Source organism: Paenibacillus sp. J22P90 (assembly GCF_059692195.1).
Window position 1 is genome coordinate 84175 of the sequence record NZ_JCAUAY010000009.1, and the last position, 15205, is coordinate 99379.

Here is a 15205-nt window from a genome sequence, read left to right on the forward strand (position 1 = left end):
GAAAAAAGGAAATGGCCTTCCGTCAGAAGGCCTTCTTGTGCCGCAGTCAGCTGCTAGGCTTTGCGGTCATATAGGGTAAGCACACATAAATAGCATAAGAATCCAAACATACAAGCCACTATAATGGCATGAATCATGCCTGTAAATAAATAAGCGACTTCATTTCCTAGCGACCAGGTTACAACCGCACCGCTAATGACTTGAAGCGAAACGAGAATCAGTGCCCATTTGCTGCCAAACCATAGCTTGTCTGTTGCTTGATAATGGCGTCGTGCTTGAAGGTATAGGAATAAAATACAGACAAACAGCAGCAACGCAGCAATCCTGTGCGTAAAGACAATTCCGGTTGCACCGCTGAGCTCTGGAATCACTTCCCCGTTGCATAACGGCCAACCTGAGCAACCGCCTGATGAAACGGTGTGACGTACGAATGCACCTAGATAAACAACGACATAGCTGTAAATCGCGGTAAACCAGACGATCACTTTGAAGTTCTTATGAATCGGTGTCGTCCTTGTATATTGACCCCATGGTGTGAACACAAGCGCCAGTAACAAGGAGAAGGCGAAGGCGAGCAAGGATAATCCGAAATGAAGTGCCAAAACAAGGGAGGATTGCGGCCAAACAACGGCCATAGCGCCCATGGCTGCTTGAATCAATGTCATCAGTACAGTTGCTGAGATAAAGAATTTGGCATCGCTCCGTTTCACGTAGCGGAAAACTAAGTAGAACGTTGCTACGAGAATTAGCGTTACTACACCAACGACTAAGCGGTGACTGTACTCGATAAAGGAAGAGATGGTATGCGCCGGAACGAATTTACCATGACAGAGCGGCCATTCATCTCCGCAGCCTCGACCTGCGTCAGCTTTGGTTACTAAGGCGCCCATAGCAAGGATAAGAAACATGCCGATGGCGGATAAATTAGCTAATCTTGGGGTCCATTTTTGCATGATTGCACCTACTTTATGTCATATCTACTGAGGATCTGTCGAATACTGTTGCTACGCTTTCAATTATAGCTGTAATATGAAGGCATTTCCATTCGCAAATGTTACAAAGCTCCGAATCCACAGGGAATTCGCTGCTGCCTTGTTGCGTTGGCTCCCCAACACTTGGAAAAACATTATAGTGTGTGCAGTCCAGGTTTATTTATACTGTGGTGCTGCCCCACCGTCACCGGTCACCGGCCGCCTGCCGCCTACCGCCTACAACCCACGACCCACCACCCGTCACTCTCCACCCGCTCAAACGTCGTCCATGTCCGTTAGGAGACTGCAACGAGTGTCCGCAACATCAGCTTCATTCAACACACAAAGAGCCTCCCATGATGGGAGGCTCTCAATGTTTCACTGCTATTTCGCTAACGCGTTCGAAACTTCCAACGCACGATCAAGGAATTGCTCAATTTCTTCACGCGTTTTACGCAGCTTGCTGACAAAACGAACCAGCTCTTTGCCGCCGCGGAAAGCGATGAAGCTCGGAATGCCCAAGATGTTCAATTGCTCACAGAGATCCGGAAATTCATCGCGATCTAGTTCAATGAAGGTGATACGACCTTCGTAGGCTTGTTCAACTGCAGGCATAAATGGATCAATATAATGGCAATCCTTACACCATGTGGTTTTGAAAACGGCAATCGTCACGCCTTCTTGTGAAATTTGCTCTTGATATTGTTGTTCCGTTGAAATTTTACGCATAGATTGAGGCACCTCTTCAATTCTGGAATTTATTCTCTTATAGCATGCGTCAAATTCAGTGTCAAGATTTACTGTTCCTATTCATTCATAAATACAATTGACAGGCAAAAGCACACGCATTATATTCGTTGTACATACAAAATAAAACGGAGGAGCCATATGACTAACAAAGCTCAAGTTACAGAAACGGATGACAAGGAAGCTTTTTTGCATCAATGCTTATACTTCACTACGAATCGATTAAGTCGGGCAATTAGCCGAATGGCTGACGATGCATTTGCAACAACAGGGCTTGCACCTGCTTACGGTTATTTACTCAGACTGGTTGTTGCAAAACCTGGAATTCCTCAGAAAGAGCTTTCAGAAAAGCTCTATATCACACCATCTACGCTCACCAGATTTATTGATAAGCTGGAAAACAAACGACTCGTGGAGCGCCAAGTAAAAGGTAAAACTGTACTCGTCTTTCCTACGGAAAAAGCGATAGAACTCGAGCCATCCATTCGTGCAGCATCGAAGGAGCTTCTTCGTTCTTATACGGCTATTCTTGGGGATGAACTCGCGATTATATTGACGCAATCTTTGGAATCAGCCAGTGAGAAATTAGAATCAGAGGTGTAAATAATGAATCAAACAAAAAGCAAGTTTTATTACGGCTGGATTATTGTTTTGCTAACGTTTGTTACATTACTTGTGTCAGCAGGCATCCGTTCCATACCCAGCGTCTTGATGATCCCTTTCCAAGAAGAATTCGGTTGGAGCCGCGGGGCTATCTCAAGTGTTGCCTCTATCGGAATTTTGCTATATGGACTTGTTGGTCCGTTTTCTGCAGCACTGTTATTGCGCTTCGGTATCCGCAAGGTAGTATTGCTAGCACTGTCCGTTCTAGGTGCCAGCCTTGCCGTCACGCCGCTGATTCATTCCTTGTGGCAGTTCGATTTGCTGTGGGGAGTCGTTTCCGGACTTGCAAGTGGCATGATGGCAAATGTGCTTGGTATTACTGTCAGCAATCTATGGTTCGTCAAGCGTAAGGGACTCGTAGTTGGCATACTGACAGCAAGTGCAGCAACTGGTCAGTTGCTATTTCTACCTTTGATTGCAAAGGTGACTTCCGATTATGGCTGGCGGTATGCGATGTATGCAGCGGTAGCCGCTATCATAGTTGTGTTTATTCTTGTAGCAGTATGGATGAAGAACAATCCTTCCGATGTTGGTGCAGCGCCATACGGTACAACAGAGGTTGTAAAGCCAGAGCCTTTCAAGGGCAATGTATTTCTTACCCCAATCCAGAACCTCGTTATTGCATGTAAAAACAAAACTTTTTGGCTACTCGCAGGCACCTTCTTCATTTGTGGATTCTCGACAAATGGTTTGATCGGCACTCACCTCATTGCCGCTTGCGGCGATTACGGGATGATGGAAGTTGCCGCTGCCGGACTTCTAGCCATGATGGGTTTGTTTGATTTATTCGGAACAACGATATCCGGTTGGTTAACTGACCGATATGACAGCCGCTGGCTACTTTTCTGGTACTACGGTCTACGTGGATTGTCCCTCCTATTTTTACCTTATGCATTGGCTACTACTCCGTACATGCTAGTCGTGTTCTCGGTATTTTACGGACTTGATTGGATCGCAACCGTACCTCCAACCGCTAAACTTGCAGGCGAGACTTTCGGTAAAGAAAAATCCGGCATGATATTCGGCTGGATTGTGGTGGCTCATCAGATCGGTGCCTCTTTTGCCGCATACGGAGCAGGTCTAATGCGTGACTGGCTTGGCAGCTACTCGCAAGCTTTCTTCATTGCTGGTCTTACCTGCTTCATTGCCGCTTTATTCGCTATTCGTATACAGCGACAACTTATAAAGCACAAAGAACAAGCTGTACTGATGTAATACCTTTTCATTTTACAATTAAAGTAAAAAGTGATATCATATAAATATCAAAACAATATTCGCTAAAGGGAGGCAATACATGCATGAAAGAAATTAAAGCAGGGTCAATTAATGGCTTTATTGGCTTACTCTTATTTTTCGCCGCTCTTGGATTAGGCATTTACAGTTTCACACAAGAGAACTTTCTTATTGGGATTATATTGATCGTACTTAGCATTATCTCGCTGACAACAATGACAGTCGTTCAGCCGAATCAAGCCGCGGTCATTACTTTTTTCGGTAGCTATCTAGGGACGATTCGCAAAAGCGGTTTTTGGTTCGTGGTTCCCTTCTCTTCACACAAGAAAATATCGCTGCGTGTTCGCAATTTTAACAGTGTCAAATTAAAAGTGAATGATATCGATGGGAATCCGATTGAAATTGCCGCTGTGATCGTATTTAAAGTCGTTGATACGTATAAAGCCTTGTTCGATGTCGATAGCTATGAGAAATTCGTTGAAATTCAAAGCGAGACTGCGCTGCGTCATGTAGCCAGCAAATATCCATATGACCGCTATGAAACGGAAGGCTACTCACTTAGAGGCAATGCCGATGAGGTTGCGGCTGAGCTCAGCACAGAGCTTCAACATCGTCTTTCCGTCGCAGGTGTTGAGGTGATTGAGTCCCGTCTGACTCACCTGGCTTACTCCACCGAGATTGCCAGTGCGATGCTGCAGCGCCAGCAAGCCTCTGCCATTTTATCCGCACGTTCCATCATTGTAGAAGGAGCCGTTGGCATGGTTCAAATGGCTGTCGAGCAATTAGAAGCCAATGGTGTGCAGCTTGACGAGGAGCGCAAAGCTGCCATGATTAACAATCTGCTCGTGGCGATTGTATCTGATCGTTCAGCGTCTCCGGTCATTAATACCGGATCGTTGTACTAACGGAGCCATGGTATGGCTCCCAAGAAAAATTTCCCGCTTCGACTAGATCCCAAGCTGCATCAAGCGCTAGAGCAGTGGGCTGAGGATGAGTTCCGAAGTGTTAACGGACACATTGAATATTTACTCCGCGAAGCGCTCCTCCGTTCGGGACGACTCCCCAAATCAAGTGCCGTGGCACAGCCATCGTATGAAGAGTTGGACAATTGACAAAAAAACATCTTACATGGCTTCATTTCGCCTGTAAGATGTTTTTTTCTTTTTCTTTACGTTGTGACCGTAATCGTAGGTGCAGAAATAGTAGGTTCTACGGTAATCGTGGAATCTGTGTTGGAGAAATCAGCGACTTCGAGAACGACAGGCGTGCCAGCAACCGCTAAAATCGTGGCTAGCACCAATTGTGCTGTTGTTAAAGTCGAAAGAGCGGCTTCTTGCAGCACACCATTGACGTATACATTGATATATCCGTTAGTAGGCACGGCTGGTAGTGAGTCAACATCAACTGGATCTCCATTATCATCGAAAAAATCATCTGCAGGAATGGTTGTTACCGCGCCACCAATCATACCACTAGTAAGCACTGCATTAAATCTTGTAACAGCCGGGTCTACCGTTGTTGTCACAGTTCCACCAGTTGCTGTTGGAGCGGAAGCCGTAGCTGAAACAAAAAGTTTAATAAGTGAAGCTGCCATCTAAATCACCCCCTTCCCGATCTTCGCTTCATTATGCGAATACATTGTACGATGATGGGGACACCTTTTTCTGGAACATCCTTCGAAGTTAATGTTAAAGAACCCTTACATATATGATAAAGCGTGCTTGGCTGGAGAACGCCATTGACGAACACCTGAGTGAATGTAACAGACTTGGGGTCAGGAATGGATTGCGCACCATAGCCTCTGATCCGATCGTCCTCTGTATAGCTACGCTTGTCTCCATCTGAAATTGCGTAATAGAAATATGTTTTCGAAATATATTTGGCTTTAAGTACCCGTTCTTTTTTTTTCTTTGGTTTACGGACCTTCGTTTCTACTGAATCTCGTATTCGGATGTGAATCACCCCACTAACCTCTCTTCCAATAAGATATGGTATGCGAGAAAAGCTTCCTTAAATTGGATTTTCGTCTCGGTACTACTCCCCATTTATTGCATAAGAACAGACATACCTCGAAGCTATCATGCAAATAATAGAAAGATGGATTTCTCACTGGTAAGGAGGTCACGATGAAAGGGAATCTTCCACCTGAATTCAAGGAAAGTAAGGGTTTTTATGAAAAAATGAGGGGATTGCCCGGCGCGATTGCTCAGCTTGTTAAGCAACAGACGACGAAGTGGATCGCTTCTCCAGAGCTAACTCATCACGAGGCAACGCCTCTCAGCATTAATGTCCCTCCCATAGCGGCCACCAGAATAAAAAAGGGGCTCGACCAACAACTGGCTTTGCAGCAAGGAGGTGTCACATTTCCCGCACCCACTTCGTTAGAACAACAGATTCTGGATCGAATCGTCGCTCAAACCCAAGTAGAGAACCGCAACAATGTGACACGCACCAATGCCTATTGGGCTTGCTATCGCGACTATCCTGAGCTGCATTGGGCGTTATTAGCTCACATGGTTTCTCGCAACGGCGGCTGGTGTATGACGGATTTACGCGGCGAGCTTCTGCCACACCTGTTGAACAGCGAAACTGCTGAGCAAGTATTTGCCTTCCTCGAGCGTGCAAATGCGCTTATTTTCCAAGACGCATACCCGCAATTACTGCTATATGCCGAAAGTAAACGGAGGCGAGTAAGCTTATTTCATTTACTTCCGCATTTGCATATATCCACGTGGATGCTGCCAATCTGGCACGATTTCTGGCAGTATCAAGACCCTGCCATCCTCACGATTGGGCTGATTGTGAATGAGCAGCATTACATTGAAGACCGAGTTGTTCAAAATCCTTACTACAAGCAAACTGTCCTAGATACGCCTCAGTTCAAAACGCAAGCCTGGCTGCAGCTTAATCAGGTCGGATTCCCTTTTCGATCCGCTTCAATTAATCCCCCTCAACCGCGCCTGGCTGGCCTCATTCTTGAGGATTTCACAGATCTGACCGAGCGCATTGCATTCGGTAAAAGCTTGTATGGCATCCTATTTAGGGCACCAGGTGTGCTTCAAGGCGCTTTGGCCTTCGCATCAGCAACGTCACATACAGGTTCGCGTTCCGATTATTGGCCGCATCTCTTCGCGCCAATACGAAAAACCCCTCCTGATCTCAAGTATCAGGAGAGGCTCGATGGCTACAGCCTTAAGAAAGGGGCAGCGCCGTTCTATAGTCCACCGCTTCGCTCGGCGTGGCCCGATAGGCCGCTTGCACCGGTAGAGCGTGGTGATTGGTTCACGCACGGAAAGGAACCTTTGAAGCATTTACAATCGATCACCGTTCCCGGTGCTTACGATTTGACCCAAGATATGTGCCTTGGACTAAGCAAGATTGAATTAGCTGTCGTTGGCGCTCAAGCGATTAAGAAACTCATCCCTTGAACTTAATACAAACTAAGAACGTTTCAATACTCGACTTGCTTTCCCGATGAGCTTCTGAACTGGTGAAGGGAAGCTTTTCACATCATCCTTCGTCACCACACGGGTTACCATGAGCATGATCGGATACAAGGCCACGGTAAAGCCGCATATCAGCACCGCTTGGATGCCTTGATTCAAGCGGAACCACGGCGATGGCAGCACATACGTGTGCGTCAGCCATTCTGCTGCAAAGCCAAGAACTCCGATGACAACAATCGTAATGATCAACCCGACAAAACGACGTCCAAGAATCGTAAACGTAATTTCTTTACGCAGCGAACGAAGATTCAGCCACGACATCGCGATGAAGCATAGTCCCGTTGAGATGATGATGCCATAAATACCGAACAACTGCCCCAGCACGAAGCTGCCAAGCAGCTTGATCGCGATGCCGACAGCTACGTGAACCATCAAGGGCTTCATCCGCCCCATGCCCATGAGCACGGCTCCTGAGGTCTGCATCACGATCTGGAACATCGCCCCCGCTGTCAGCAAGGAAATCATAGCAGGTCCATGCGCAATGCCATAGGCGGAATCCTCAAGACCGAATAAGAAGAAGTCGAGTGGTCTAGCCGCAATACAGATCATAAGCACCGCAGGTAGTCCTGAAAGAATAGCCAGCTGCAGCACACGTGTCGTCTGCTGTCCAACCTGCTTGAAATCTTTGCGCGAGTAGGCAGCCGATATAATCGGGACAACCGATTGACTCAATGCGATAGCCAAAATAATAGGAATTCCCGCAAGCGATTGCGCCCGTCCGCCGATAATCCCCACTAAACCTAGGGCTTCCACGGCTCCGATCGAACCCTCAAGCAATGGAATAATCATTGATGTATCGATAGCATACACGAGCGTAACCGTGACCGAGAACACGACGATCGGAATGGAAAGTTTAAGTAAACTGCGATAAATATCCCGGTATCTCGTAAGCTCAACTGGCAGATCCTCTGATCGCGTAGCCCCGATCTGCTCTGCCGCGGCTTGCGATGCGGATGCCGCTGACTGGCGCGTTAGCGCATCGTTTCGCTTCAGCTTCATCGCATAATACAGCATCACTGCTAGAGCAGCAATACCCCCGACAACCCCACCGAAGGAAGCGCCGGCTACACCCCAGCCAAGGGAAATGTTGAGCAAGAAATATGCCAAAGCAATCGACGTAATTAAGCGGAAAATTTGTTCCACTACCTGCGAAATCCCGTTAGGCATCATATGCTGTCTGCCTTGGAAATACCCCCGCATAATTGCGATGAGCGGGAAGAACAGCATCGCTGGTGCGATTGCTCTTGTAGCTAACGTAGCATCCGGCCCACCGTGAGAGATGTGCTCGGCATAAATCGGCGCGAAGGCATATAACAATACCGTCATCCCCACCCCAGCAATGACAGCGAACCAAATCGCGGCTCGATAAATCCTTTGTGCCTCCTGTGGACGACCGATGGCGTTCTTCTCCGCAACCATTTTACTTAATGCACTCGGAATACCCGCCGTTGCGACAACGAGCAGGATCGAATACAAGTTAAAAGCAATGGAATAGCTGCCCATTCCTTTTTCGTGAAGCAAATGCACCAGCGGTATTCGCTGGAAAACGCCGAGAAACCGCGCTACAAGCGCGGCCACGGTGAGAATGAGCGTCCCTTTTACAAGGGAATCTTTGGTTACCTTCGTCAAGTCCGTTCCTTCTCTCTCTTTCAGTTTTCATACGAACTTCTTTACCTCAAAAGACCCAGAGGAAGAAAATGATAATCATGCCAAGCTGCAAAACAATTTTTACCACCGAGCTTGCAAAAAAACCAAGTACAGACCCGATTCCTGTGCGTACAGCATTTTGCCAAGAAGATCCGGCAATCAATTCCCCCACTACGGCACCAATGAACGGTCCCAAGATGATCCCGAAAGCTGGAATCACGAAAGGGCCAATGATCAGTCCAATTGTACTGCCTATGACCGCTGCTTTGGAGCCGCCAAACTTTTTGACACCTAACGCACTAACCGCATAATCCGCCACGATAATAATAATGACGACTAGGGTTTGAATCAACCAGAACCAGAAGCCAAAGGGCTCCCAGCTAATCAGCCAGCCGTAGATGAAATAAGCAGCATAAATGGCTAATACGCCTGGTAATATCGGATACACAGCCCCGACCATTCCTATGACAAATAAAAGAATAACGACAATCCAACCTAAGGTGATCATGATCAGTTACTTCCTCCATTCAACATAAACCGCTATGCCATACGTTAAGAATGAGTGCGTTGATTAAGCAAGCATGTATTTACGAATAACTTGTGCCACTGCATGCTCGTTATTCGTTACTGTCGTAATATCTGCAATTTTCTTTACTTCTTCTTGCGCATTCCCCATGGCTACACCCAGTCCTGCTTCGCGGATCATGGCGATATCATTTTGACTATCCCCCATCGCAATCACCTCGGACATCGAGATACCTAGTAGATCACAAACGGCTTCGACACCCGTTGCTTTGCTGATGCCGAGCGGATTCATCTCTAGGTTTGACGGATGAGAATTCGTGATTTCAAGTGTCCCCCAGCTCGTCACTACTTCACGAATGTGTTGCAACTTTTCTGCATTTTCTGTGAAGAATCCGAATTTAAGCCATTCATGCTCGTCCAAATTTAATGCTCCATCTTCACGATTAAACACACCGTTTACCGAATAAGCCCACCACCAGCAGTCATGATCCACAGCGAGTTGAAACAGCTCACGGATCGTTTCAACAGGAACTAACGTTCGTTTCAGCAAATTACCCGGTGAAGACCATACTTCACTGCCATTAACTGCGACAAGAGGGGTTGAAAGCCCTAACTCCTCAATATAAGGTCCGGCACTTATCGTACCGCGACCTGTGGACATGATGACAACTTTCCCTTGTGATGTAGCTTCTCTAATTGCTGCTAGATTCTCCGCAGATATTTTTTTCTCCTCATCCAACAATGTTCCATCCATGTCGATTGCAATTAATTTATAGTTCCCCATCCTCGTTAGCCCCCATCTGTCTGTCGCATTTTGCGTAGTTGATTTAGTAAGCAGTTAGTACTTTCTTCGGCAGTTCTTCCATAAATGTTTTGTGCCACAGTGCAAAAATATAAAGCGTCCATAACCGTCTTGCGTAGTCCCCTTGACCATTACGATGCTTGTGAAGCATTTTCTCCACTGCCGCAATATCTATATAGTCTTCGATTCCGCTGGACTTAATTTGTTCCATGACCATATCGCCCATGGAGCCTTTCATCCAATCGCGAAGTGGAACAGGGAAGCCTAATTTCGGACGATTCAGAATCGGATCCGGAATAATTCCTTCCATCGCTTTACGGAAAATGTACTTCGTTGTGCCATTGGCAATACGATATTTGGCCGGAATGCGGCGAGCCACTTCAAACAGCTCTTTATCCAAGAAAGGAACGCGCAGCTCCAGGGAATGTGCCATCGTCATTTTGTCCGCTTTCATCAAAATATCGCCAGGCATCCACAGATTCATATCGATGTATTGCATCCGACTTACTGGATCCAAATGCTTCGTCTTGTTGTAGTAATCACCGGCAATTTGCACGGGATTCTTATAGGCGCGCAGCATCTCGCTATCAAGGCGCAACACTTCCGCCTTCATATCTTCGGAGAAGATTTTGGCGTTCCCGAGGAAGCGTTCTTCCAGCGGTGTCGTCCCCCGCAGCACATAGTTGCGGCCCTTCACGCCGCTTGGCAGAATACGAGCGAAGCGGTTCAGCATGCGCTTCACGGATGTAGGCAGCTGATCCAGAGGTTTGAGCGACTGCGGCTCGCGATAAATGCGATAGCCGCCGAACAGCTCGTCCGCGCCTTCGCCGGACAGCACAACCGTTACCTGCTCGCGCGCAAGCTGCGCGACGTGGTAGAGGGCAATGGCCGAAGGATCGGCGACAGGCTCGTCCTGGTGCCAGATCGCCTTCGGCATCGTTGCGAAGAAATCATCCTGCGTGATGATTTTGTCGAAATGCTTTGTCCCGAGCGTCGCAGCGGTCTGAGCGGCGATTGGCGTCTCGTTGTTGGCGCCTTCAAAGCCAACGGAGAATGTGCGGATCGGTTCAATGTTCCGCATATGCGTAGCAATCGCCGTCGAGTCGATCCCGCTCGATAGGAAGCAGCCACGATCCACATCACTGACCATGTGGAGCTTGACTGATTCTTTTAACCCCTCACGAATTTGTTCCACATAATAATCGAAAGGCTTCTCTTCCGGTTCGAACATCGGATCCCAATACTTATGTAGGGTCATTTTGCCTTCAAACGTGATTTTAATTGAATGCGCAGGTGGCAGCTTATAGATGCCCTCGAACATCGTATGCGGCTCTGGCACATATTGAAAGGTCAAATAGTTCAGCAAGCTGTCCGTATGGATCAACCGATTCATGCCTTCCGCCATCAACAAGCTCTTAATTTCGGAGCCGAACACAAATTGGCGGTCACTCACATGATAGTAAAAAGGCTTAATGCCGAAGTGGTCTCTCGCACCGAACAGCTGCTTTTTCTTACGATCCCAAATGACAAAACCGAACATACCGCGCAAGTGCTTCACGCAATCCTCGCCGAATTCCTCATACAGATGGACGATAACTTCTGTGTCACTCTGCGTGCGGAAAATATGTCCGCGCTCTTTCAACATCGTTCTCAGTTCTTTGTAGTTATAAATTTCGCCGTTGAAAATAATCCAAACGGTTTCATCCTCATTCGTTAATGGCTGATGGCCTTCTTGAATATCGATAATAGACAGTCTTCTAAAGCCCAAGCCAATGCGATTCTCTGTCCAGAAGCCGACATCATTAGGCCCCCGATGGACGATCACATCCGTCATTTGCTTTAAGCTAGCCTCACTTGGTTCTCTATCTTCAAAATACATTACACCCGCAATACCACACATGGTGAGACTCACTCCTCCGTACTCTCATCAATCTTTCTCTTTGACAACTGATATCATAGTATACCATATCAGCCCATCATTCTGGAAATACCATGAGTGTACGAAAATCGCTGCATCCTATAGAAAAATGATGGAAATGATAAGTCGCTTTAAAGAAGCAGACAACCGTCTTTTTTTCATGAAGTTCGACCACCTTTCCTGCATCCACAAAAGTTGACCTGAGGCAACATTTAGGGTGAAGAAGGATTCTCCCCCTTGAAATAGGATATGCTGCCATCTATGAACTGGTGATTACAGCTAAAAAATAGGACAAGATAGGCCGTGATGGTTAGGTTCCCCGCAATTTACCGCACAAAAAAAGAGCCCGCCGCAGCAAGCTCTCTTCTCTATTACCACGGCCTCTTCCCGCCGCCAAGCTTCGTTAAAATACCATCATTCGCGGCGTCATACGCTTGGAAGATTTTCGCTGCAATCGGAGATGCCCCGTAGCGTCCAAATCCACCTTCAGGCACGACGACTGCCACAGCCAGTTTCGGATTCTCCACAGGAGCGAAGGCGATAAGCACCGCATTTTCTACCGATCCGCCGGCAACGACCTGTGTCGAAGTTCCTGTCTTACGCGCCACATTAAACGGCAGCTCTTCAATGCCTTCGGCACCACTTTTCATCCCATGAATAATGGTATTCCAATCGGCTTGAGCGAATTCCTTCGAGAAATCCTCGAGAATCTCTGGCTCAACCTTTTTCACTAATTCACCTTGATAATCTCTTATTTCATCGACAAACAGTGGTTTCATCCGTTTACCACGGCTGGCAAGTGTTGCTGTATATTGCGCAAGCTGCAGCGTTGTCGTCTTCTCATTCTGACCCCAAGATGCGTAAACCATCGCGGATTGGTAACTATCTTTCTTAGCATTCGCGATAAAGTCATTGGAACCCGCGAATTCACCTGGCAGTCCGCTTCCCGTCTTCACACCCATCCCAAACTTGGCCAGATACTCGGCCCATTTGGCTGTCACATTCGCGTTCTCCCTCCCGAATTTATTCCAAAAAGGGATACCCACCATCGCAGACATATACGTATTGGAGGAATGCTCGATCGCCCCCGCTGCATTTAATGGGCCATATGCGGTTTTGCCTGAGTTAGAGATCGTACTATTCCCATCCTTACCAAAGCTGAATGAACCAGAATCATAATACGTCTGCCCTGCTGTAAAGAACTTTTCCTTCAAACCAATTAACACCGACAACGGTTTAATCGTAGAGCCCATGAAAACAATCGAAGAAGGATGCTTCGCATTTTCTTTCTCATCTGGGAACTTCGCTTTTGCCGTCATAATCGTTCCATTCGAAATGAAGGTACTGATGTCCTTATAAATACTTGGCGAAATCCCACCCGTCCACACATTGGCATCATAATCCGGATAGTTAGCCATTGTGACAATACGACCTGTATCTACTTCCATCGCAACCGCGAAGCCAGATGTGGCCTTCATGCCCGTTTTCATATAGAGATCATTGGCATGCGTAGGACTACGTAAATATTGAATATGATCTTGAATGAATTTCTCAGTCGTCTTCTGAATGTCCTTATTGATTGAAAGGTACAGGTTATTTCCCTTAATAGGAGCTGTGACTTCTGCTCTTCCAATGATTTTCATCGCGGCATTTACCGGATATTTCTTACTGCCATTCTTGCCGCGCAGCTCATCCTGATACATCCGCTCGATCCCATCGAAGCCGACATTCTCATTGCTTAAATATTCATCGCTATTTGGATTATCCTTATAAATTTCTTTCGCTGTTTGCGTTGAAAAAGCATTCGTATACCCGACCAATTGTGTAGCAATTGTCGACTTCCCGTCATCGTCCAATTCATAGGTACGGATACTTTCCTCGGTCACTTCAAGCCACTTAAATTCATCGCGGTGCTCAAGCAAATAAGCAATCTCTCCATTGGATAAATCCGCTTTAATGCGGCGCGGCACATAGTAATAACTCGGATCTTTAACTTTATTCTTATTAATGTCGTAGCCCAGATCCATCGCAAGCACGATTTCCTCAGGGGTAGGACTGACTGTATTCGGTTTGGCAAATTTGTCAAAAACATCAGTTTTGAGACGATGCGCTAAATTAATGATGGCATCCTTATCCTGCTGGCCTGGTTCAATACGGAAAAATAAGGACTGTACAGGAATCGTATACGCCAGCGGAGATTTCGTTGAATCATAAATATTCCCGCGGATCGGGGCGATCTTGTTGGTTTGATTCGTATTGGTATTCTCTGCAGCCTTGAGATCCTTGGCTTGAACAAATTGAAGAATCGCTAATCTAACAATTAGCACGGAAAACAATAAAAAGGTAACGAAGAAAAATATATTGATCCGAAACGAAAAGTGCCGTTTTTGTGTAATTTCTTTTTTCTTCGGATCATCCATGACGGATGACTTCATGCACGTTCATATCCTTTCTTTCTTGGGTCGTACCTAGCCGGCAGGCGCCTGAATCAATTCGAGCAGGGAACGAATTCCATCTCCTGTGTGATACGGGTACCGGATGATACGAACAGCATCGATTCCTACTTGGTTAGGGGCCCAAACATCGTTGGTCTCATGATCCCCAACATACAACACATCCGTTGCATCAACGTCTGCCATCTGCAAAGCGAGCTGAAAAATAGCAGGGTCAGGCTTTTCCAAGCCAACTTCCGTTGATACGAGAACGGGGTCAAAATAATGCAATACCCCTTTGTCCGCCAAAATGGCTTTCAACGTGGGAGCAAAATTCGAAATAATACCAATTCGGTAGCCTTGTGCTTGCAGTTCTTCCAGAAATGGTTTCACATCATCAAATAAATCATAATACTCAGGTGCCGTGTAAATTTCATATAGCTCGTGACAGCAGTTGAAAATCTCTTCCTCTGTCCATTCCTCATGGATGCCAAGCTTATTCAGCACATAGTGATATAGGTTAACCCAGAATTCACGATCTGACTCTGGACTGCACACCACGAAGTTATCTTTTTTTTCCACATAATAAAATAGACGAAATGCCTCTGTAAAAAGTTCATGAATATGAGCTTCATCTCGGTCAACGGAGCGTAATTGCAAGTACTGCTTTAGAATCGTTTGTGCTGCAGGGATGGTTACTAATGTGTCACCTGCATCTAAGTATATCATCTTGTATGAGGTTAAATCTTTTCGCATATCTT

15 protein-coding genes are annotated in these 15205 nt (G+C 46.6%); 5 read left to right on the forward strand and 10 right to left on the reverse strand.

Features of this window, described 5'->3' with window-relative positions:
• Positions 1-53 precede the first annotated feature (53 nt).
• Both AC58UX_RS25785 and AC58UX_RS25790 read right to left on the reverse strand, forming a co-directional pair.
• On the reverse strand, positions 54-953 hold the full coding sequence (locus AC58UX_RS25785; RefSeq protein ID WP_497258065.1) for a COX15/CtaA family protein: 900 nt from the start codon (positions 951-953) through the stop codon (positions 54-56).
• Between the two features lie 402 nt (positions 954-1355).
• Positions 1356-1712, reverse strand: a complete 357-nt coding sequence (locus tag AC58UX_RS25790) for a thioredoxin family protein (RefSeq protein ID WP_497258067.1) — start codon at positions 1710-1712, stop codon at positions 1356-1358.
• Positions 1713-1859: 147 nt separating this feature from the next.
• Here AC58UX_RS25790 and AC58UX_RS25795 point away from each other — a divergent pair, with 147 nt between their 5' ends.
• From AC58UX_RS25795 to AC58UX_RS25810, 4 genes are all read left to right on the forward strand, one after another.
• Positions 1860-2321, forward strand: coding sequence for a MarR family winged helix-turn-helix transcriptional regulator (locus AC58UX_RS25795; protein ID WP_497258069.1), 462 nt, complete (start codon positions 1860-1862; stop codon positions 2319-2321).
• Positions 2322-2324: 3 nt separating this feature from the next.
• Positions 2325-3596 (forward strand): MFS transporter, encoded by a 1272-nt coding sequence (locus AC58UX_RS25800; protein ID WP_497258071.1) that lies wholly within the window; start codon positions 2325-2327, stop codon positions 3594-3596.
• Between the two features lie 83 nt (positions 3597-3679).
• Complete coding sequence (locus tag AC58UX_RS25805; protein ID WP_497258073.1) at positions 3680-4519, forward strand: SPFH domain-containing protein; 840 nt, start codon at positions 3680-3682, stop codon at positions 4517-4519.
• Between the two features lie 12 nt (positions 4520-4531).
• On the forward strand, positions 4532-4726 hold the full coding sequence (locus AC58UX_RS25810) for a type II toxin-antitoxin system antitoxin (RefSeq protein WP_497258075.1): 195 nt from the start codon (positions 4532-4534) through the stop codon (positions 4724-4726).
• 56 nt (positions 4727-4782) lie between these two features.
• On the opposite strand, the gene AC58UX_RS25815 is transcribed toward AC58UX_RS25810, so the two are convergent.
• Positions 4783-5208 carry a DUF4183 domain-containing protein gene (locus tag AC58UX_RS25815; RefSeq protein ID WP_497258077.1) on the reverse strand — a complete coding sequence of 142 codons (426 nt, stop codon included), beginning with the start codon at positions 5206-5208 and terminating at the stop codon, positions 4783-4785.
• A gap of 5 nt (positions 5209-5213) precedes the next feature.
• Positions 5214-5576 carry a DUF4183 domain-containing protein gene (locus AC58UX_RS25820; protein WP_497258079.1) on the reverse strand — a complete coding sequence of 121 codons (363 nt, stop codon included), beginning with the start codon at positions 5574-5576 and terminating at the stop codon, positions 5214-5216.
• Positions 5577-5740: 164 nt separating this feature from the next.
• On the opposite strand from AC58UX_RS25820, the gene AC58UX_RS25825 reads away from it, so the two are divergent.
• Complete coding sequence (locus AC58UX_RS25825; protein WP_497258081.1) at positions 5741-7042, forward strand: DUF2515 domain-containing protein; 1302 nt, start codon at positions 5741-5743, stop codon at positions 7040-7042.
• Between the two features lie 12 nt (positions 7043-7054).
• Here the strand turns inward: AC58UX_RS25825 and AC58UX_RS25830 are convergent, their stop codons facing one another.
• The 6 genes from AC58UX_RS25830 to AC58UX_RS25855 all read right to left on the reverse strand — a co-directional run bounded on the left by AC58UX_RS25830 (position 7055) and on the right by AC58UX_RS25855 (position 15200).
• Positions 7055-8749 (reverse strand): putative polysaccharide biosynthesis protein, encoded by a 1695-nt coding sequence (locus tag AC58UX_RS25830; RefSeq protein WP_497258083.1) that lies wholly within the window; start codon positions 8747-8749, stop codon positions 7055-7057.
• A gap of 46 nt (positions 8750-8795) precedes the next feature.
• Positions 8796-9275, reverse strand: coding sequence for a DUF456 domain-containing protein (locus AC58UX_RS25835; protein WP_497258085.1), 480 nt, complete (start codon positions 9273-9275; stop codon positions 8796-8798).
• A 63-nt stretch (positions 9276-9338) separates the two neighbouring features.
• Positions 9339-10076 (reverse strand): Cof-type HAD-IIB family hydrolase, encoded by a 738-nt coding sequence (locus AC58UX_RS25840; RefSeq protein WP_497258087.1) that lies wholly within the window; start codon positions 10074-10076, stop codon positions 9339-9341.
• A gap of 43 nt (positions 10077-10119) precedes the next feature.
• Positions 10120-11994 carry an asparagine synthase (glutamine-hydrolyzing) gene (gene asnB / locus AC58UX_RS25845; protein ID WP_497258089.1) on the reverse strand — a complete coding sequence of 625 codons (1875 nt, stop codon included), beginning with the start codon at positions 11992-11994 and terminating at the stop codon, positions 10120-10122.
• A 389-nt stretch (positions 11995-12383) separates the two neighbouring features.
• Positions 12384-14447 carry a peptidoglycan D,D-transpeptidase FtsI family protein gene (locus tag AC58UX_RS25850; protein WP_497258091.1) on the reverse strand — a complete coding sequence of 688 codons (2064 nt, stop codon included), beginning with the start codon at positions 14445-14447 and terminating at the stop codon, positions 12384-12386.
• Positions 14448-14480: 33 nt separating this feature from the next.
• A complete protein-coding gene (locus tag AC58UX_RS25855) occupies positions 14481-15200 on the reverse strand; it encodes an HAD-IA family hydrolase (RefSeq protein WP_497258093.1) in 720 nt (239 codons plus the stop codon).
• Positions 15201-15205: the final 5 nt, after the last annotated feature.

Coding starts and splice junctions, on each gene's coding strand:
- AC58UX_RS25855 (WP_497258093.1), bottom strand. CDS start 15,200: ATGCGAAAAGATTTAACCTCATACAAGATGATATACTTAGATGCAGGT.
- AC58UX_RS25835 (WP_497258085.1), bottom strand. CDS start 9,275: ATGATCACCTTAGGTTGGATTGTCGTTATTCTTTTATTTGTCATAGGA.
- AC58UX_RS25810 (WP_497258075.1), top strand. CDS start 4,532: ATGGCTCCCAAGAAAAATTTCCCGCTTCGACTAGATCCCAAGCTGCAT.
- AC58UX_RS25825 (WP_497258081.1), top strand. CDS start 5,741: ATGAAAGGGAATCTTCCACCTGAATTCAAGGAAAGTAAGGGTTTTTAT.
- AC58UX_RS25815 (WP_497258077.1), bottom strand. CDS start 5,208: ATGGCAGCTTCACTTATTAAACTTTTTGTTTCAGCTACGGCTTCCGCT.
- AC58UX_RS25805 (WP_497258073.1), top strand. CDS start 3,680: ATGAAAGAAATTAAAGCAGGGTCAATTAATGGCTTTATTGGCTTACTC.
- AC58UX_RS25785 (WP_497258065.1), bottom strand. CDS start 953: ATGCAAAAATGGACCCCAAGATTAGCTAATTTATCCGCCATCGGCATG.
- AC58UX_RS25800 (WP_497258071.1), top strand. CDS start 2,325: ATGAATCAAACAAAAAGCAAGTTTTATTACGGCTGGATTATTGTTTTG.
- AC58UX_RS25840 (WP_497258087.1), bottom strand. CDS start 10,076: ATGGGGAACTATAAATTAATTGCAATCGACATGGATGGAACATTGTTG.
- AC58UX_RS25795 (WP_497258069.1), top strand. CDS start 1,860: ATGACTAACAAAGCTCAAGTTACAGAAACGGATGACAAGGAAGCTTTT.
- AC58UX_RS25850 (WP_497258091.1), bottom strand. CDS start 14,447: ATGAAGTCATCCGTCATGGATGATCCGAAGAAAAAAGAAATTACACAA.
- asnB (WP_497258089.1), bottom strand. CDS start 11,994: ATGTGTGGTATTGCGGGTGTAATGTATTTTGAAGATAGAGAACCAAGT.